The sequence below is a fragment of the Paenibacillus sp. J22P51 genome (assembly GCF_059692215.1).
This window is the reverse complement of record NZ_JCAUAZ010000001.1, coordinates 340465-360074: the sequence shown is the minus strand read 5'-3', so window position 1 is coordinate 360074 and position 19610 is coordinate 340465. Positions and strand designations below refer to the sequence as shown.

Here is a 19610-nt window from a genome sequence, read left to right as displayed (position 1 = left end):
GGGAAGGAGTTGTCTGCATATTCGGGGAGGTAAATAGGATGAGCCAGCATGATTTGATCTTCAATCAGCCGATTGAAAGATGGGACGAGGCGCTGCCGTTAGGCAATGGATTGACGGGATGCCTGCTGTGGGGAAACGGGGAGCCGCTTCGATTCAGCTTGGACCGTGGGGATTTGTGGGATTTGCGACTGGCGCCGGAAGTGATGGACGCCGGGTTCACCTATGCGGAAATGATCGCATGCGTGCGACGTGGCGACCAGGAAGGGCTGCTCAGTCGCTTCGACAGCATCTATGAGAAATATCCGTACCCGACAAAGCTCCCGGCCGGTCGGCTGGAGCTGCGTTTCGGGAAGCCGGCGGATCGCGTGTTGAGCCGTCTCTCAATCCGTGAGGCATGCGCGCATGTTGTAATGGCTTTTGGTGATCGTACCGTTCACGTGGAAAGCTACCTGCATGCAGTGAACGGCCTCGGCTATATTAAAATTGGAGGCGCTCCTTTCGAGAATGAACGGCTGGACATCGTACCACCGGATTACGCAGGTACGCTGCTGGATGATACTGCAAATCCCGTTTTCCATACGAGTCTAACCCGGCTCGGCTATCCGGCCGCCACGGTGCACGAGGAAGGAGATGTACGCTGGTTTTATCAGCGGACATGCCAAGAACTCGAGTATGCCATCGTCGTCGCTGAACGACAAGCGGCAAGTGGCGAATGGGAAGCGGTCTATACGATCGCTGCTAACCATGACGGCGAGCAGTGGCTCGAGGATGCCAAACAGAAGGTTACCAATGCGCTGGATGCTGGATTTAACGTTGCATTCCTTGAACATTGCACCTGGTGGAAACGCTATTGGGGTAAGAGCAGGATCGCTTTGCCGGACGCGGAAGCGGAGAAGATGTGGTACTTGAACAATTACCTGTTCGCATCCTGCTCGCGCAAAGGTTCTCCACCGATGCCGCTGCAAGGGGTGTGGACGGCGGACGAAGGCCTGCTCCCCCCATGGAAAGGTGACTACCATCACGACTTGAATACGCAGCTCAGCTACTGGCACTATTTGAAAGCGAATCACCTGGAAGAAGGGGAAAGCTTCCTTGACTTCTTGTGGGATTTGCGGCCGGAGGCGAAGCGGTTCGCGCAAAGCTTCTTCGATGCTCCGGGTATCAATCTTCCATCTGTTATGACGCTCGCCGGCGGTGCGATGGGCGGATGGCCGATGTATAGTTTGAGCATAACGAACCACATTTGGGTGTGTCAGGCGTTCGACCATTACTGGCTGTATACGGGCGACGGCGATTTCTTGCGCGACAAAGCGTATGTGTACTTCAAGGAAACGGCGGACTGCGTGCAGCGCTGGCTGACGCTGGGAGAAGACGGTAAGCTGCGGCTGCCGGTATCGAGCTCGCCGGAGATTCACGACAATTCGCTCAAAGCATGGCTGGAGCCGATCAGCAACTACGACTTGGCGCTTCTTATTTATTTGTTCAGGCGTTTGCGCGATATGGCAGAAAGACTCGCTTACCCCGCAGAGGTAGAAAGATGGGCTGATGTGCTTGGCAAGCTCCCGGAGCTTGCCGTGAACGAGCGTAATGTGCTGATGGTCAATCCGGAAGAGTGCCTCATGGAAAGCCACCGGCATATGTCTCATATGATGGCCATTTATCCGTTGCAGCTGCTTGACCGACGTGGTTCTGAGCGGGATCGCAAGATTACCGATGCGACGATCGCTAACTTGGAGGTACTCGGCAAGGGCCAATGGGTCGGCTATTCGTTCGCTTGGGCGGCCGCCATGTACGCGCAGCAGGGCAACGGCGAAGCGGCGATTTATCATCTGCAGCAAATGTGGCACTACACGTGCTCACCGAACGGGTTTCATCTGAATGGCGATTATAAAAAAGCAGGCGTCTGCATGTTTCATTACCGACCGTTTACGCTCGAAGGCAACTTTGCCGCTATTTGTGCGCTCCAGGAAATGCTGCTGCATACGGATAGCGAGACGATCCGAGCGTTTCCGGCGATTCCCCATGAATGGGCGGCAAAGGACGTCGAGTTCCACGATTTTCGCGGGGAAATGGGCGTACTCGTCTCGGCGCGATTAAGTGCGAACCGGCTCGATTATATTGAACTGCATGCCGAACGCGACGGTTTCTTCCGTGTGCAGAACGATTTCGCGAGCGAAAGAGTACAAATTCGGATCCGCGAAAAGACGGAGGAGCGCGTTTGCGGAATGAAAGACATTTTGACAATCTCTATGCAAGCAGGGGAGACCTGCATGCTTACCGTGGTGTAAGATTTACTTCATGATGCGGGGCAATGTCGGCAAGTCTGAACATGACTTGCCGACATGCCTGCACTAATACAGCTTGACAATTCGAAATGGAATTAACTAACTTTTGGAAGATCATGTATTCATGTTATAATCGTTTCACCGAGAATATTGAATGCGCTTCCAAATTTTCGCGCTTTCATGTTTTCAGGACAGTTTTCGTTTCAGGAGGGAACATACATGAGACGACTGATAAAATCATTTCCGCGCAAGGGTACACCAGGTATGAATAAAAGGACGCTGATCACGATTTTTCTTCGTTTTTTCGTTCTGACCGTGCTGCTCATGGTATCGTCAATCATGATTGCAACTTATTCGAATTATAGGATGATCGACGATGCAAAGGAAGCGAACCACAATTATTTGCGTGTCGTTTCTTCTTCACTTGACAGCTTGTTCAACAAAATCAAAGACAAGGGGTACAGTATCTCTTCCGATTCCAACTACCTCAATTTGATATCGATGACCGACAAATCACAAAAAAATTACGCCTCTTCAACCTATGCCTTAAGCAGCAAGCTGTACGATCTTTACATAAGCGACGACACAGTGGACGATGCCTTCATTTATTTTCAAAACATTGATACGGTTTTGGCCGGATCCGGCTCCTACGAAACTGCTTTTTACCTTAACCAATATTACCGCTACAAGGGTTATTCACAGCCATTTTGGAACGACGAAATCGATAAGGGGATCGTGTCGACAATATTTCCCGCGACAGACGTTTACAGACAGACAGACGTGTCGGCCGAGAAAAAGTACAAAACAATCGTCCCGCTAGTCCTCAATATCGAAAGCATTGCTCATGCGCGAAGCTATATGATCGTTAATATAGATGAACTAAAAATTTATCAGATGATCGATAACATGAATATTACGAAGAAGGGCGACATCTACCTCGTCGATACGCTCCATAACCGACTAATCAGCGCGACCAATCGTAAAATGCTAGACGGAACGTTCAGCCTCGAGGAGCTTAGTTTGAATGTGAAAGATGTTAAAACCGATTCAGAAGCATCGATTGACGGAGACAACTATATGCTGTCGTTTCAGCCGTCGTCTTGGAACAATATCGGCTTCCTGATCGTAACACCGGAGAAAATGCTGACGGGTCCGATCAATAAGTTCCTTTACATGACGATCGGCCTTATCGCCTTGTTCATGTTGATAGGGACGATCGTTTCAGTAGTCTTCACGTTCGGTATTTACTCGCCACTCGCGGAGATGGTCAATTATGTGAAACGTTTCGCGAAGGCGCCTTGCGAGAACGGCAAGTCAGAATACGACTATATTAAAGAAAATATAACGACACTGCAGCAGTTTCAACAGGAAAGTCTGCCTTCGTTGTTGCAAATCTTTCTGTACCGCGCATTGAACCAGCAACTCAATCAGGAAGATATCGAAAGGCTTCAGCAAAAATACGATTTCTTCCGCGACGGGGGTTGCTTCGCGCTGGCTGTCGTCAGGGTAGGCTTCGCAGGAGAAAGCGAATTAGCGGTCGAAGAGTATAAACGATTGCTTGTCACCTTAAACAAGCCAGTACTTGATATGTCTGAGAACGAAAGCGTAATTTTTCTGCAGGAACAGGATGCTTGCGACTTGGATGCGTTGGTCGTGAAGCTTGAGGCGGTTTTAACGCAATATCAAGAGGATTATGGAGTCGAAGTAAGCCTGGCAGTCGGCGTTAGTCCGATTTTCGTGCAATTGGATCAAACGTGGAAAACGTACAAGGATGCGTGTACGATCCTCGATATGCGCAGCGTGAGCAGCGGTGGGATCGTCTTTGGGGAGGCGGACAGTAACCCGATAGGGACTGGCACTCTAATTACGGCTGACAAAAAGGAGACGCTGCGCAAATATTTGGAGAACGGCCATGTAGAGGGTGCCGCTCATTTATTGGATCAGCTCTTCGAAGGGGCAAAGAAGCAGCATATATCGTTTAAGTTATTCCGGCAATTGGTGAGCGACCTACTCTATTTTGCCGTGGAAACTGTGTATTCGCGTCGTATCGATGAAGAGTCAATCTTTAGCATGCCCGCCGGTGAACTGATCGCACGCGTGAATACGATGCAAAGTCCGCTGCCGATTGAAGCGCTCTGCCGCAACGTGTACGGAAAAGTGACAGTGCACGTGCAGACACTGCAACAGTCGTCACAGGCGCTGTCCGGGATGCTCGACTATATCGCTGCAAATCTAGCGGAAGTGAATTTGACGACAATCGCTGATCGTTTCGACCTAAATGCGAACTACGTTTCACAATATTTCAAGAAACATAAAGGCGTTACGTTTACCGATTACATTAACGGGCTGCGCATTGAAAAAGCAAAGGAGCTGCTGCTCGGTTCCGATTGCACGGCGAATGACATTGGAAAGCAGATCGGATTTAATAACGCGAACGCTTTTATCCGTATGTTCAAGAAGCTGGAAGGCACGACGCCGAACGAATATCGCAAGGGTGTCAAAGCGGGTAACGGCTGCGAGGCTGTAGGGGGGATAGGTCTTGCTGAATAAGAAGAAAAGAATGATGATCGTCATCTTCTCCATATGCGCGGCGATGGTCCTTTCTTCGACCTACGTTATATTCGGAAAGCGGGCAACGAGTACGACTTTCGAATCTCCAATTGTCATCAAAGCAGTCGTACCCTCATTCGATCGAGAACGGGATACGCTGATTGACCGCGAATTCGAACGACGAGTCCATATTAAGTTTGATTGGATTCAGTTTCCAGTTGCCGAGTATATGAAGCGGGTTAAGCAGTTGCTCACGACTTCAGGAGAAAAACCCGATATTTTCGTCATTAACAAAGAAATGGTTCAGCGGTTCGGTCCTCAGGGGCTGCTGCTCGATCTTCGTCCCTATTTGAATCAAATGCCGAATTTACAAGGCTGGATAAACAAATATCCACAAATCTACGACAGCATCGTCTCTGAGGATGACAAGCTATACGGTATCGACGGTCTAAATACGTATGGGCAAATGCCCATCGGCTATTTGCTGCGTGAAGACATTTTTTACCGGAATGGCATGCTGCTGCCCAAAACATTCGACGAGCTTTATGATTCGCTGAAACAACTTAAGCAAATTTATCCCGACTCAAAGCCGATTTCAAATCGTTGGGGGCCGGATCACTTGCTCGATAACTTTTTCATGGCATATCATACGCAAAGCGGCATTTATTTCAATAACGATGAAATGATGTTTAAGTTCGGGCCGATTGAGCCCAATTTCAAGAAAGCGGTCGAATTGGCTCACAAATTTTATGAAGCCAAATTGATCGATCCCGATTTTACAACCGATTCTGAAGCTCAATTTTTTGAAAACATTACGAAGGGCAAGACCTTCGCTTTATTCGGCGAATATTTTACAGAAATGGACGGGTGGATAGAGAAAGGGAAAAAACAGGATCCGTTATTTAGCTTGAAAGCTGTACAGCCACCCATCACTGAGAACGGTCTGCAGGCACTTCTACCGGTACAATATGCAAACTCGCAAGGAGATTGGGTGATCGCCATCAATGCGCATTCCAACCATATTGATGAACTCATTCGCCTGCTCGATTATCAATATTCCGATGAGATGATGGAGCTAACGAATTGGGGAATTGAAGGAGAGACGTTTAAATGGGTGAACGGGGAGCGTAAATATGCCGTAAAGCTGAAGACGAAGCTGAATTCGACGGGGACGGTAACCCCTGAACTGCTAGGCGTGGACGGACGTACGGGCATCTGGCCGCCTTATGACCAAGATGCGGAGTATGCGAGAAAGTGGGGGGCAGTCGGGCTTGAAGGGCAGCGCATGTATAACGATAACGCGAGTCGAATCGGGTTTTTCTCAGGACCGGCCGTCTCGTTCAATCAGGACGAAATGGTTGAGATAACGAAAGTCATGACTCCGCTCAATAAGTTTCGGACTGAGAAGTTGATTAAATTCGTGACCGGAGAGCTTACGATGGATACGGATTGGAATTATTTTCAGGAAGAATTAGAAAAGCTGGGGGTCAGTCGGGTGCTTGACTTATACCGTGCAAAGTATACCAAGCTGCCAGATGATCGGAAAAAGCTGAATACGGTGATTAAGTAATCGGATCCTGCATGAAATCAGGATTATGGTTTAACCACGTGTTATCGGCCGCATCAAACAGTTGAGAAGCAGTTGGTACAGGAAACTCCTGGATCGGCTGCTTTTTGTTTTTGTCATGTCACTATATAACTGTTGTCATAAACTGTACAGTTATGTTATGGTGTAACAAAAAACAGATAAGAGTTCCGGATATGGAATGAAGATTAGGAGAACCTCATACGATGACCAACAAGAACAATCAGTCTGCCGTTCGACTAGCGCTGCTGCTCGGTTTATTTTCGACACTCGGGCCTTTTACAATCGATATGTATTTACCTGCATTTCCTCAGATTGTAGTACAATTCGGTACGACAGCTTCCCTCGTCCAGCTCAGCCTAACCGCCTGCTTACTCGGACTGGGTATCGGCCAAGTGGTCATGGGTTCGCTCAGCGACGTCTATGGCAGGCGCAAGCCGCTGCTAATTTCCATGGCTCTATTTGTTGTGGCATCCATAGCTTGTGCGATCGCGCCGAGTATATGGCTTCTGATCTTTTCACGGCTCGTGCAGGGGTTTGTTGCGTCGGCGGGTATTGTTATTTCCCGGGCAATCGCACGCGATATGTTTAGCGGTCACGAGCTTACCAAATTTTTCTCGCTTCTCTTGCTAGTCGGAAACTTAGGTCCGCTTGTGGCGCCAGTGACGGGAAGCGGTGTTCTAGCGATCACGAGCTGGATCGGCGTCTTTATTGCTTTGGCACTACTAGGAACCTTCCTCCTTGCTATGACAAAATGGAGACTCCAAGAGACGCTGCCTGTCGAGCGCCGCAGTCCTAGCAATTTTGCTCAGCAACTGCGAAATTATGGATCGCTCTTGCGAGACCGCTCATTTGTGGGCTATATGTTCGCGCAAGGGATCATGATTGCGGGGGTCTTCGCTTACGTTTCCGGAACACCTTTTATTTATCAAAATATTTACGGGGTTTCCCCAACGGTATTTGCATTGTTGTTCGGCTCGAACGGCATCACCTTGATCATCGGCTCGCAATTGGTTGGTCGGATGTCTCACCGTGTTTCGGAGCACACCTTCATGCTGTTCGGTCTATTGCTTGCTGGCGCAGCCAGCATCGCCGTCTTAATGGTGGCTATTTTCCACGGGCCGTTGTACGCACTCGTTATTCCGCTCGTTTTCTTTGTAGCGGCCATCGGTATTACATCCACGGCAGCTTTTCCTCTTGCGATGGAGACCCAGGGGCACAGAGCGGGCAGTGCGGCTGCGCTGATGGGCGTCATTCCCTTTTTGCTCGGTGCGGTCGTTTCTCCGCTAGTCGGCATTGCCGGGGAAGACACGGCTGTTCCGCTGGGTGTCATTATTTTAACCACTAGCGCCGCAGCGATGCTGTCTTACTTCCTTTTAGTGAAAAAAGGTTTGAAAGAGGCGGCTTGACGAAAACCAAAACAAAAGGCTGCTTTTATCCAGACAATATTCCTTATCCAGGATCAAATTAGCTGTTAAATTAAAAAAAGCAAACTCCATAAGGAGTTTGCTTTTTTTAATCTAAAACAACTTGCCAACGAGATTCCAATACATCAAATATGGGGTGAAAAGAAGACCTGTAATCGTTGTAACCGCATATCCAGTTTTTACCCCACCGTTGATTGTTTCATTCTTGAGTAAGTTTACCCACATGAGAGCTGCATTTATATCCTAGCTTCTCTTCAGGTATAAGGTACATCCAAGTTCGAAATCCGTCAACGGTTCCGCCGTGCATGACAGCCCGATTGCTGCCGCGGAATGTCTTCCCATAGTCCGAAACCGATGCGGAAAACGGTATTCTTCGGATAGTACTCCCACCCTTTGATGTAAATTCATAATACCTATGTTAAGAAAAGTCACTATTCTAGATAAAAGGAAGAAGTGAATTTACATACACGAATGTAGAAATACTAGGGGACAAAAAAAGAAACGCTTACATTATAATGAATGCATACCATGAAAGATAAAAAACAGGCCTGTTGATTATCATCCTCTTGGATAAGAATACTAGATTTATAAATCTTGCACAATTGCTGTTCCATTGCAAGTAAAAGAGAGAAAACGTGGAAACGGAAGGAGAGAGGCCATGAATTCGTCAGCCGAGACAGTTCGACTGGCTACATCAGCTACAATGAAAACGAAGAGATTCAAAAAAAATGTGTTCATGGAAAATATATCGCTTAGTTTGTTAACCTTACCAGCTGTACTTGTTCTGTTCGTGTTTAACTATCTCCCTATGGGTGGATTAATTCTTGCTTTTAAGGATTTCAGATATAATTTGGGGATTCTCGGAAGCGAATGGATCGGACTCAAAAACTTTGATTTTTTCTTAAATTCATTGGATGCCTGGCGCATTACAAGAAACACGCTTGCTTATGGCTTCACTTTTATCATTCTGGGGATTTTATTTGCAGTTGTCATTTCGCTGATGTTGTTCGAAGTAAAGAACAAGAGCGCGATCAAGTTATTTCAGACTGCGATGACGATTCCCCGATTTCTTTCATGGATTATCGTTTCGTATATTACTTATATTTTTTTAAGCCCGACGCAAGGTGTTTTGAATCAGATGTTAGAGTTTGTCGGGATGGAGCCGGTGATGTGGTTCAATGAGATAAAGGCTTGGCCGATTATTCTGGTGGTGTGCAACTTATGGAAGCACATTGGGCTGGATTGCCTTATGTATTATGCAGTTCTCGTTGGGATTGATTCGGAGCAGTATGAAGCGGCTAAAATTGATGGTGCCAACCGCGTCCAGCAGGCTTTCTATATCTCACTTCCGGCTTTATGGCCATTGATAATCACACTAAGCATTTTGCAGCTTGCTAACATTTTCAGAGGGGATTTCGGATTGTTTTACCAGATTCCTAGAGATGTCGGACTTTTATATCCAGCCACCGACATTATCGATACGTATGTGTTTCGTGGACTTCGCGGGGGCGATTTGGGAGCTGCAACTGCTGTCGGCTTCTTCCAATCGGTTGTTGGACTCATAACGGTCGTGATTGCTAACTTCGTAGTCAAGAGGGTTTCGCCTCAGAATAGTCTCTATTAATCTAGTATAGAAAGGAGGCGAGAGAGATGCAGAGCACCCTTAAGGCAAGGAGAGTCAAGACAAGTTGGGTTGACATTCTGATCTATGCTTTTTTCACTCTATTTGCAGTCTTCGTATTCATAGTCCCTCTACTTTTTGTCGTATCCGTTTCGTTTACTAATGAGGACTCATTGATTAGAGACGGATTTAGCTTAATACCGAAGACATTCGATCTTACTGCCTACAAATATGTGTTTTCGAATCCAGGTTCTGTGAGTGACGCTTATATGGTTACTGCTTTTCAATCGTTATTGGGAACGTTTATTGGCGTTCTATTCATGGCCATGTGTGCTTATAGTTTGTCCCGGGGATACTTCAAGTTGCGTAAGCAGTTAAACTATTATCTGGTTTTTACGTTGATTTTTAGTGGGGGATTGATTCCGACCTATATTCTGAACACAAAGTACCTGCATCTTGGCGACACGATATGGATTTATATTTTTCAACCGTGGCTTGTGAATGCGTTCTTCATTTTCATTATCCGGTCTTTCTATCAGGGACTTCCTAAATCTCTTGTGGAGTCCGCTAAGGTAGATGGGGCTGGGGAAATACGCGTCTTGTTTCAAATTATCTTGCCGCTTTCCAAGCCAGTGCTCGCTACGATTGCGCTACTGACGCTGCTGGAACGCTGGAACAACTGGTATACGACTTTCTTGTACATTAATGACACCAAATTGTATACGCTTCAATTTTTGCTGCAAAAGATTTTAATGGATGCACAAGCCATTCAAGGGATGATGGAAAACGCGCCACCCGGCATGCCGTACGCCAAACTTCCAACCGATAGCTTAAGGTATGCGATGTGTGTGGTTGCCGCCGGGCCTATGCTCTTCGTGTTTCCATTCTTTCAGAAATATTTTACGCGTGGCTTGACCGTTGGAGCTGTTAAAGGATAGTTTTTGCAAAAGTTTATATGACAGTCTACAAATAACCTAATGAGGTGGATTCCGAATGAAAAAGAGGCAAACAATGGCTGGTGCTTTAGTTGCACTAAGCTTGGTAACTGTGGTAGGAATGACGGCATGCCAATCCAAGAGTGCACAAACGACAGACAGTTCTAAAGGATCTTCTGCACCCACTGCATCAAAGGATGTAAATCTGAAGGTCTTATACTCGGGCAATGGGCAGCAGGCAGATACCCAGAAGGTGATTGATGCCTTCAATAAACAGCTTGCTGTTGCGCTCCCGAATACAACCGCCAACATCAACATTGTGGGTCAAGAGCAATATGAGGAAAAGCTTCGCCTTCTCATTGCGGCTGGAGAGACTGTCGATGTGGCAGATCTGAGCAATGGCTCAGGCTCGGCTAAAAATGATCTGACTGTAGAAGCAAAAAAAGGCAGTATTATGCCGCTAGATGAGCTGCTTAATAAAGCGCCAAAGCTCAAGTCATTTATCCCGGAAATGATTTGGGAGAGAGCCAAGGTGGACGGTAAAATCTATGCCGTACCTCATTATGGAACGATTACGGATAAATTCGTCGGACTCAAGATGCAAAAAGAATTGGCAGACAAGTACCTAGATATTCCGAAGCTAAAGGCAACACTTGAAAATGACAATGGTCCAGTTAAAAAAGAAACATATGACATATTAAGTGATTATTTAAAAAAACTCAAAGATAATAACCAGATCCGTAGAGGTGTCAGTATAGAAACGATGGCATGGCTGCCGCAGAGGGCTTACTATGCGTTATACAACTGGTCTTTCGTAGCCAACAAAGAGGATAAAGGCGTTAAAATTCTCAATTACTTTGAACAGCCTGAGGTCAAGATGATGTACGATGTTCATGCCGACTGGTATCAAAAGGGATATATCGAGAAAGACATTTTGAGCATGCAGAACCGCAGACAGTATGAGAAAAAGCTCGATGGCAACGTGTTAGCGATGACAACGCAATATGTTAAAAATCCTGCGTACCCGGAAATCGATCAAGATAAGTTGGATACTATCGCTTACGGTTACCCGGTTTCAACCATAGCTTGGGCAAAAGATTTCTTTGTAGCTCCTGCAAACAATATTATTGGATTCGTCATTCCATCCACTAGCAAAAATCCGGAACGTGCCATTCAATATCTGGAGGCAGTCAATACACAATATGACCTTTATGAGACATTGGCTTACGGTATTGAAGGTGAGCACTTCACAAGATCAGAGAATGGTACGCCGGTTCCAATTATTAAAGATGCTGCGCAAGCCAAATATCAAATGCCTGGGCAAAATATAGGAACAAATTTTTCACCTACGGACAAAGTTAAAGATCCGTTTAAAGCTTATATCCGCGATTTCATGAATCCGAAAGCACTTCCAAACCCTCTAGGCAATTTTAAATTAAACATCGAGCCGATTAAGACGGAATTAACACAGTTTGATGCGGTAAGAAAAGAATACGAGTTGGCTCTTTACAGCGGAGCAGTTTCGAATCATGAAGATTTATATAAACAAATGATCGAGAAGATGAAAAAAGCAGGCTCGGATAAAATTATTGCTGAAATTCAGAACCAGGTTAATGCCTATATGAAGGCAAATCCAGCTAAATAAACACACACCAAGTGTGATGGTCGAATTAAATTAGGAGTAGTGAATATGGATCTCAAGATGTAAGATCGCTCCTATCAATTATGCCTGGATAAAATCATGAACTATATGCTTAAAATCGTGTCCGAACTGAGCCGGGACGCAGCGTGAAGGTGAGTGGTGGGCGTGGGCATATCCGCGTCCGCTTTCTTTCCCGTTGAAGGATCCTTTGGGAATCCCAATATTCTTAGGTTATTCGACCAATGAATTAACGCGTTAATATAATGGAGGCGCACAAAGTGAAATCGATTTTAATGGAAAATAAAGCGTATATTCTAGGCACATGGGATCGAATAGCTGCTAAAATCTCCAAGACCTCTAAACGCATCCAAGATGGTTTCCCGTACACGACCATTAATGGTGTGTATGACGATTGGCATTCTGAGCTTGGCTGGTGGACGAATTCGTTCTGGGCCGGGATTCTATGGCAGCTGTACAAAGGTACGAACATCGAAACCTATAAGGTATATGCACAAAGCATTGAACCAAAGATGGAAGCAGTCTTACATAGTTATGATGAATTGCATCACGATGTTGGCTTTATGTGGCTGTTAACCAGTGTGCTAAATCATGAGATCACAGGGGATAATGGAGCAAGACAGCGGGCAATGCTGGCTGCAAATGTGTTATCTGCCCGATACAATTTAGCTGGTGGCTATATCCGCGCATGGAACGGCATTGAAAATGAAGGCTTGGCGATCATCGATTGTATGATGAATATCCCTTTGCTTTTCTGGGCAAGTGAACAAAGCAAGGATGATCGATTCAAGCATATTGGCATCCAGCATGCGGACAAGACGTTGAAGGATTTCATACGGGAAGACGGATCTGTTAATCATATTGTTAGTTACGATAAAACTACAGGTGAAGTTATTGAAAAACCAATGGGTCAAGGCTATGAAATCGGCTCTTCATGGTCAAGAGGCCAGAGCTGGGCTATTTATGGCTTCGCTCAAACGTATAACTGGACGGGGAAAGCGGAGTATCTGCATGCAGCGAAACGGATTGCACATTATGTGTTAGCGTGCTTACCGCTCACAGGTTATGTACCACCGTGCGATTACAGACAGCCAGCTGATGCCACACTTCTCGATAGCAGCGCAGGTGCACTTACCGCTTGCGGCTTAATAGAAATTGCTAAAGCTGTGCCAGATGCAGAGAAAGACCTGTATATCCAATCTGCTCTCTTTATACTAAAGGCGCTTGACGAGAAATGTGCCATATGGGATTTTTCGGATGAATGCATCCTGACAAACGCGACAGGAGCTTTTCATACAGGGAATAACCAATTCACAAATGTTCAAAACGGCGCTTTGATTTACGGAGACTATTATTACATCGAGGCAATAGCAAAATTGAAAGAGTTATTATAAGGTATGGCCAATTATGAATAATGATGGTCCCAATCAGTGTGAAATGGGAGGTAATTAAACGTGACAGCGAATACAAAGGATACCGTTGAAGTTTATCAGGACAGGAAAAAGCGTACCGAATGGTTTATGGATGTACGGTTTGGCATGTTCATCCACTGGGGGATCTATGCAATTCCTGCCAGAGGGGAATGGGTACGATCATTTGAAAAAATTAGCGTGGAAGACTACCAGCCGTTTTTTGAAGAATTCAATCCAACCAACTATAATCCCAAGGAATGGGCCAAAGCTGCAAAAGCAGCCGGCATGAAATATGCCGTAATGACGGCTAAGCATCATGACGGTTTCTGCCTGTTTGACAGCAAGTTAACGGATTATAAGGCGACCAATACGCCTGCAGGACGCGATTTGATCAAGGAATATGTGGAAGCATTCAGGGCGGAAGGCCTGAAGGTAGGCTTGTATTATTCGTTGGTAGACTGGCATCACGAAGATTTCCCTGCCTATGGCGACCGCTGGCATCCGATGAACAACAACGAGGCGTTTAAAAATAAAAAGCATGATTTCCCAAGATATCTGGACTATCTTCATGGACAGGTTAAGGAATTGATGAGCAATTATGGCAAAATTGATCTCTTGTTTTTCGATTTCAGCTACGACGACATGCAAGGGGAGAAATGGGGAGCTACTGAGCTTGTTCGTATGGTTCGGTCATTACAGCCCCATATTATCATTAATAATAGGCTTTTAGATCAGCATTCAACCCTATATCGAACGATAGAATCAAGAAATCCGGAAGAATACGCCGGCGATTTGGCGACTCCGGAGCAGATCCTACCTGCCGGAGGCATGCAGAATGCAGATGGTCTTGATTTACCCTGGGAAGCCTGTATTACATTGAATAACAATTGGGGCTATTATGCTAAGGACTTCAACTACAAGACAGCTGAAACAGTAATACGAGGTCTTGTGGAGTCCACCAGCAAGGGTGGCAATCTCTTAATCAATGTGGGTCCCAATGCACTAGGGGAAATTCCTGAGGAGTCGCTGGCCATCCTTAACGAAGTTGGAAAATGGCTGAAGAAGAATGGAGAGAGCATCTATTCGTGCGGGATCTCACGACAGCCTAAACCAGAATGGGGACGTTTCACGCAGAATGGCAACATGCTTTATGCCCATATTCATGAGAAGGGGTTGGGGCCAACAATCCTTCAAGGTCTGAAAGGAACAATTAAAAAAGTCAGACTGCTTAACAATGGCGCAGAAATGAAATTGTATCTGCCTTTGCATCATGAAGCATTCCCCAATGATGCGTTTATTCATTTTGATACAGCTGAACTCCCCGATAAAATAAACACCGTCCTTGCCATTGAACTGCTAGAGGCATAGATTTGGATAATCGAAGGATTTTATCATTTAAATATGCTCATCCTACCGGGGTTAATTTAGGCAGATCTTTGATAGAAAGGGATCACTAAACGACAGAAGGAGTATTAGATCATGAACAATTTTAACGATGCAGCAGATTACGGATTCTTTCCTGAAGCGACGGGGATCGAGAATGCCCGAGCTTTACAAAAGGCTCTTGATGCAGGTGGAACGATCATGGTATCCCGTCCGGGAACCTATAAGCTTGCTAGGACCGTCTATATCGGAAGCTTTACATCATTGATCTTCGGCAATCAAGTATTCGTACAGAAGGAGGACGAGGAGGGGCCATTTTCTCACGTTCTGTTGAACAAGGGAGCACTGAGCAAAACCTATGATGCGAACATCTTGGTTGAAAACCTCCATATTATTGTCAATGGAATGGATATCCGCAAGTTTGATGAAGTGTTTGGTCTGCATGGCCAGCTCGCATTTTTCTATGTAAAAGACTTGAAAATTGAACGCTTTCGCTGTATGGATTTAGGGAAATGGCAGTACGGTATTCACATCTGCACCTTCGAGGATATCATCATCCAGGATGTAATTATTAAGGGAGATAAGGACGGTATTCATCTCGGAAGGGGCAAACGGTTTCACATTAGCAATGGCGTATTTGAAACCTATGACGATGCCATAGGACTTAATGCCCACGATTATGACGTTGGCAACCCGGAGCTGGGGTGGATCGAAGAGGGGCTCGTTGAAAACTGTTATGATCTTCCCCGTAACAAAGAAAATACCGATTCAGTGGGTTATTTTTGTCGCATTCTTGCTGGAGCTTGGAAGGACTGGCAGACTGGGATGGAAGTGCAAAAGTCGGATACGGTAGTATCGGGTGGGCGTCTGTATCGGGTTAAGGCTGATCCGGACTCCAAGGTCTACGTTTCACTTTCGCAGCCTCTTCATGAAAGCGGCACTCGGGTCATCGATGGTATTCATTGGACCATGGTTCAAACAGATGTTACCTACACCGCTGGAGTCCGGAATGTGACGTTCCGGAATATTTTCTTAAACAAAGCAAGAACCAGTTTTTCCGTGCATTTTGACATTGGCCGATACAGCCGCTCTTATTATCCGGGAGCTGAAATACCCCGTCAGGAGCATATCGTTTTCGATAATATCCGAGTGCTGCATGATAAGGCGGAGCCCTTAATCTCGATCAATACGCCACTGGATGTGGTGACTATTGCCAATTCCAGTATAAGGGCAAACGGCATTATATTCCACGGGGACAAGGCTATGCCGGATTATTTTACAACCAGGATCAATATGTTCGGCTGTGTTTTTAATGGGAAGGGCACCAAGTTTTTGGTAGAAAACCTTGTGGAAAACAAAAAAATTATATTGAAAATGGCAGCCAGTATGGTCATGGACGACTCCTTCTGTGTTAAGCTATTTCCGGGGCAGGGAATCATTGAGGCGGATTGTGATCTGAAAATCAAATAAAAAAAGTCCCTTGCTTGCCGCTTGAAGCGGAAGTAAGGGACTTTTCTCTACTTTTACAATTATACGCAACTTCCTGATCTCAAAAGACAGAAAAGCGATTAAGCTGTCAACGGAATACGGACTTCCACTATAGTTCCAGTGTTACGATCATGTGAAATAGAGATCCCGAATGGAATGCCAAATATGAGTTTAATGCGTTGGTTGACATTTTGCATGCCGATATGCTCTCCAAGCAGGGCCTGTTCGCTATTCATCCTTTGATTGATGGCTTCAGCCTGTTCCGGCAGCACGCCAATTCCGTTGTCTATGAACTGCAGACACACTTGGTGGCTATTTGAATCCACCCAACCCTTTATGAGAATCTGCCCTTTTGTTTTTTTTGGCTTAATGCCATGATAGATGGCATTTTCAATGAGCGGTTGGAAGGTGAGCTTTACAATTTTGCAGTTCAAGAGAGCAGGGTCAATATCCCAGACGACCTGAAACAAGTTTCCGTAGCGGTATTCCATGATTCTCAGATACAGCTTGGCATGATCGGTTTCGGTGGAAATCGGGACCAGGCGATTCTCCATGTCTAAACTAAGATTGAACAGATGCGACAGGTCGGTAATCATGGAGGAGACTTCGTTCTTACCGCCGGATAGTTCAATTGCTCCCCACTTGATCGCATCTAGCGTATTACTGAGGAAATGAGGATTAATTTGTGCTTGAAGCGCTGCGGCTTGAGCATTGTTCAAAAGGATTAGCCTCTTCTGCAGCTCTTCTTCCATGACCCTTTTGGCTTGGACATTTTGCTGGATCGTGCCTTTGATATAATCCAACTCGTTCGGATATTTAATGGATGGAGAAAGGAGAGCGCCCTGCGGCTCCATGGGGTTGTCCAAAACAGACATAATCGTCTTTACAGGCTGAAAGGAACGGATGGAGATGAGAAAAGAGAAAACAATTCCAAAAACAATGGTGATGACAATAAAAAATAACAATAAATATCGTATTTCATCTAGTTTTTCAGCATAATTGCTGAGTGGGAAGGCCGCAACGTATTTCCAATCTCCATTGACCGAATTGACCGTAGATACGATGTATTTATCTCTATCAATCATCTTGGTGGTTGAAACGCCTTCAGGTTGCTGAAGAATACCTTGCAGAAGAGGGGATTGCTCCGCATTTTGAAGAAGCAATTGAGGGTCTCGACTGAATACAACGGTTCCTTTACCGTCAAGGATAAAGGTGTTTTGGGACAACGCGTTGCCTGTATTTCCGATTACTTTGCCAAGCGCCTCTACATCAATGTTTACAATGACAGCACCTTTTTTGTCCGTTCCAAAAAAGGTGTAAGGCTTAATAATCGAAATAAAAGGATAGCCGTAATCGCTGATCCGAGGCACAATCTCCCCTGTATGGTTCTGCAATCCTTGGTAAATGTTATACCAGGATTTATCGGGAATGCTGTTAAGTGAGCCATTATAAATATTCGAGATGAGATAATCCTTGCTATCCGAGTAGATATAAATCGAGTGAATATAATTATAAATTCCTGTAAAAGTTTTGATATCCGAAGACAGCTTGTCCGAAATGAGATTTACGTTCATTTGATTTTGACTTGTCAGCATGAACGATTCGGTTTCGGACTTTAGAGAAATGTAGGCGCCAACAAGCTTGGTTTCAGAGAAGATCGTGTCAATGACATCTCGAATCCGGTATAAAGATCCGGTGTTCACATCGCCCACGCCGTCTTCGACAAATCGGGCGGATGAGTTATATACAACCCCACAAATGATGGATAGAGGCAAAATAAATAGTAGAAAAGTGATGATTAAATTTTTGATAAAGAGACTATTAGATCTGTAGTTACGGATGTAATACCAAAGACTTTTCTTGGTTTTAGTCACTTGGTTCACTCACTTTCATGAGGTATCTTAAATAATCTCTCGGTGAATACCCGGTGTATTGTTTAAACAGCCTGGCAAAATACTTATCGCTTTTATAACCGACCATAAGGCTAATTTCATATATTTTATATTTGTTCTCGATTAATAGCTGAATCGCTTTGGTCATTCGGATTTTCGTCATATACTCGATGAAATTTTCGCCTGTTTGCTGCTTGAAAAAGCGGCTGAAATAAACAGGGTTTAAATAAATTTGCTCTGCCACTTCATTTAAGGAAATGTCATGGTAATAATGCTTTTCGATGTAATCCTTCACTTTCTTAATCATCGTATCGGAAGATTTCTCTGTTATGCCTATCTCATCTGGATACATATCTAAGGGGTTTTCTTCAGTAGGATGCGTCACCGCATCAGAAATGGACTGATTAAAGAAGCTTAGTTCGTACAAGCTGTCTCGAAGGCATTCTATTTGCGTGGAAAGCTTTATATCAAAGAATTTTTCAATACTTTCACACACTTCGTTCATCTGGCTGTGGATGGCAATTTCGAAGCTTACTTTGGCCTGATCCTTGGTTGCTATCGCGATTACATTCAAATTCGAACTGGGTGAAGGGGATGCGATCGCATATAGCACGTCCTCTGACTTTTCTTGGAAGATATTACGTAATGCAAGGTGCAGTTGTTCATTCCCATAGGTTGATTTCTCGGAGGAAACGTATCCTGATACGTTGAATTTTACGGAAATGATGGCGCACCAAACTTGGGTAGGATCAATGTCTAAACCGATGAGCCGGACCTTTTTGTCCATGTCAAGTTTAGAAGTAATCGCCCCCCTCGCAAGATCGATAAAAAACTGCTCGCTTAAAATGGGAAGAAGCTGTTCCACGCGTTCTCGACCTTGCTGCAGTTCAACGTTTCTTTGTCGTTCCAAATTCAGTTTTCTTTTTAGCTCTGTGAATACACGTCCAATTTCGTCTATATCCGTAGGCTTGAGTAGGTAATGCTCGACACCGTATTCAATCGCTTTTTTGGCGTATTCAAATTCCTTAAATCCGCTAATTATGACTACAGCACATTCTGGAACATGCTCATGCACATATTTGGCTACCTCCAGACCCGAGACCTCCGTCATTTGGATATCCGTTAGAATCGCATCCACCTTATGCATGCCCAAGTAGTCCAGGATACCTCGGCCATCTTCAAAGGCTCCAACAACTTCGAAGCCTAAGTCTGACCAGTTAATGAAATGGCATAAGCCTCTTCTTAATCTCTCTTCATCATCTGCGATTAATAGTCTATACAAGATAATCCCACCCTTTCATGTAAATTCATAATACCTATGTTAAGAAAAGTCACTATTCTGGATCAAAGGAGAAGTGAATTTACATACACG

The 19610-nt window shown here is 45.1% G+C and carries 12 protein-coding genes; 10 read left to right on the top strand and 2 right to left on the bottom strand.

Translation table 11 applies throughout. The features are described 5' to 3' along the window. Positions 1 to 38 precede the first annotated feature (38 nt). The 10 genes from AC58QC_RS01190 (at position 39) to AC58QC_RS01145 (ending at position 16328) form a co-directional block, all read left to right on the top strand. Positions 39 to 2288 carry a glycosyl hydrolase family 95 catalytic domain-containing protein gene (locus tag AC58QC_RS01190; RefSeq protein WP_497413383.1) on the top strand — a complete coding sequence of 750 codons (2250 nt, stop codon included), beginning with the start codon at positions 39 to 41 and terminating at the stop codon, positions 2286 to 2288. A 216-nt stretch (positions 2289 to 2504) separates the two neighbouring features. Next, positions 2505 to 4835 (top strand): helix-turn-helix domain-containing protein, encoded by a 2331-nt coding sequence (locus AC58QC_RS01185; protein WP_497413382.1) that lies wholly within the window; start codon positions 2505 to 2507, stop codon positions 4833 to 4835. Continuing rightward, the gene (locus tag AC58QC_RS01180) at positions 4825 to 6405 is read left to right on the top strand and encodes an extracellular solute-binding protein (RefSeq protein WP_497413381.1); all 1581 of its coding nucleotides are present in this window, start codon (positions 4825 to 4827) and stop codon (positions 6403 to 6405) included. The genes AC58QC_RS01185 and AC58QC_RS01180 overlap by 11 nt, the downstream gene beginning before the upstream one ends. A 221-nt stretch (positions 6406 to 6626) precedes the next feature. Continuing rightward, a complete protein-coding gene (locus tag AC58QC_RS01175; RefSeq protein WP_497413380.1) occupies positions 6627 to 7829 on the top strand; it encodes a multidrug effflux MFS transporter in 1203 nt (400 codons plus the stop codon). A 676-nt stretch (positions 7830 to 8505) separates the two neighbouring features. Beyond that, positions 8506 to 9471, top strand: coding sequence for an ABC transporter permease (locus AC58QC_RS01170; RefSeq protein ID WP_497413379.1), 966 nt, complete (start codon positions 8506 to 8508; stop codon positions 9469 to 9471). 26 nt (positions 9472 to 9497) lie between these two features. Continuing rightward, entirely contained in the window at positions 9498 to 10406 is a 909-nt protein-coding gene (locus AC58QC_RS01165; protein ID WP_497413378.1) for a carbohydrate ABC transporter permease, read from the top strand. A 55-nt stretch (positions 10407 to 10461) separates the two neighbouring features. Then, a complete protein-coding gene (locus tag AC58QC_RS01160) occupies positions 10462 to 12048 on the top strand; it encodes a DUF3502 domain-containing protein (RefSeq protein WP_497413377.1) in 1587 nt (528 codons plus the stop codon). Between the two features lie 275 nt (positions 12049 to 12323). Beyond that, positions 12324 to 13457 carry a glycoside hydrolase family 88 protein gene (locus AC58QC_RS01155; protein WP_497413376.1) on the top strand — a complete coding sequence of 378 codons (1134 nt, stop codon included), beginning with the start codon at positions 12324 to 12326 and terminating at the stop codon, positions 13455 to 13457. A 60-nt stretch (positions 13458 to 13517) separates the two neighbouring features. After that, on the top strand, positions 13518 to 14843 hold the full coding sequence (locus AC58QC_RS01150; protein ID WP_497413375.1) for an alpha-L-fucosidase: 1326 nt from the start codon (positions 13518 to 13520) through the stop codon (positions 14841 to 14843). Between the two features lie 111 nt (positions 14844 to 14954). Then, positions 14955 to 16328, top strand: a complete 1374-nt coding sequence (locus AC58QC_RS01145) for a glycoside hydrolase family protein (protein ID WP_497413374.1) — start codon at positions 14955 to 14957, stop codon at positions 16326 to 16328. A gap of 98 nt (positions 16329 to 16426) precedes the next feature. Here the strand turns inward: AC58QC_RS01145 and AC58QC_RS01140 are convergent, their stop codons facing one another. Together AC58QC_RS01140 and AC58QC_RS01135 are read right to left on the bottom strand one after the other, a co-directional pair. Then, positions 16427 to 18220, bottom strand: a complete 1794-nt coding sequence (locus AC58QC_RS01140; protein WP_497413373.1) for a sensor histidine kinase — start codon at positions 18218 to 18220, stop codon at positions 16427 to 16429. Beyond that, positions 18213 to 19520 (bottom strand): response regulator transcription factor, encoded by a 1308-nt coding sequence (locus tag AC58QC_RS01135; protein WP_497413372.1) that lies wholly within the window; start codon positions 19518 to 19520, stop codon positions 18213 to 18215. Before AC58QC_RS01135 ends, AC58QC_RS01140 begins: the two co-directional genes overlap by 8 nt. Between the last annotated feature and the right edge of the window lie 90 nt (positions 19521 to 19610).

Excerpts from the sequence above, each read along its gene's own strand:
- AC58QC_RS01190 (WP_497413383.1), top strand. The coding sequence starts at position 39 with ATGAGCCAGCATGATTTGATCTTCAATCAGCCGATTGAAAGATGGGAC.
- AC58QC_RS01185 (WP_497413382.1), top strand. The coding sequence starts at position 2,505 with ATGAGACGACTGATAAAATCATTTCCGCGCAAGGGTACACCAGGTATG.
- AC58QC_RS01175 (WP_497413380.1), top strand. The coding sequence starts at position 6,627 with ATGACCAACAAGAACAATCAGTCTGCCGTTCGACTAGCGCTGCTGCTC.
- AC58QC_RS01170 (WP_497413379.1), top strand. The coding sequence starts at position 8,506 with ATGAATTCGTCAGCCGAGACAGTTCGACTGGCTACATCAGCTACAATG.
- AC58QC_RS01165 (WP_497413378.1), top strand. The coding sequence starts at position 9,498 with ATGCAGAGCACCCTTAAGGCAAGGAGAGTCAAGACAAGTTGGGTTGAC.
- AC58QC_RS01160 (WP_497413377.1), top strand. The coding sequence starts at position 10,462 with ATGAAAAAGAGGCAAACAATGGCTGGTGCTTTAGTTGCACTAAGCTTG.
- AC58QC_RS01145 (WP_497413374.1), top strand. The coding sequence starts at position 14,955 with ATGAACAATTTTAACGATGCAGCAGATTACGGATTCTTTCCTGAAGCG.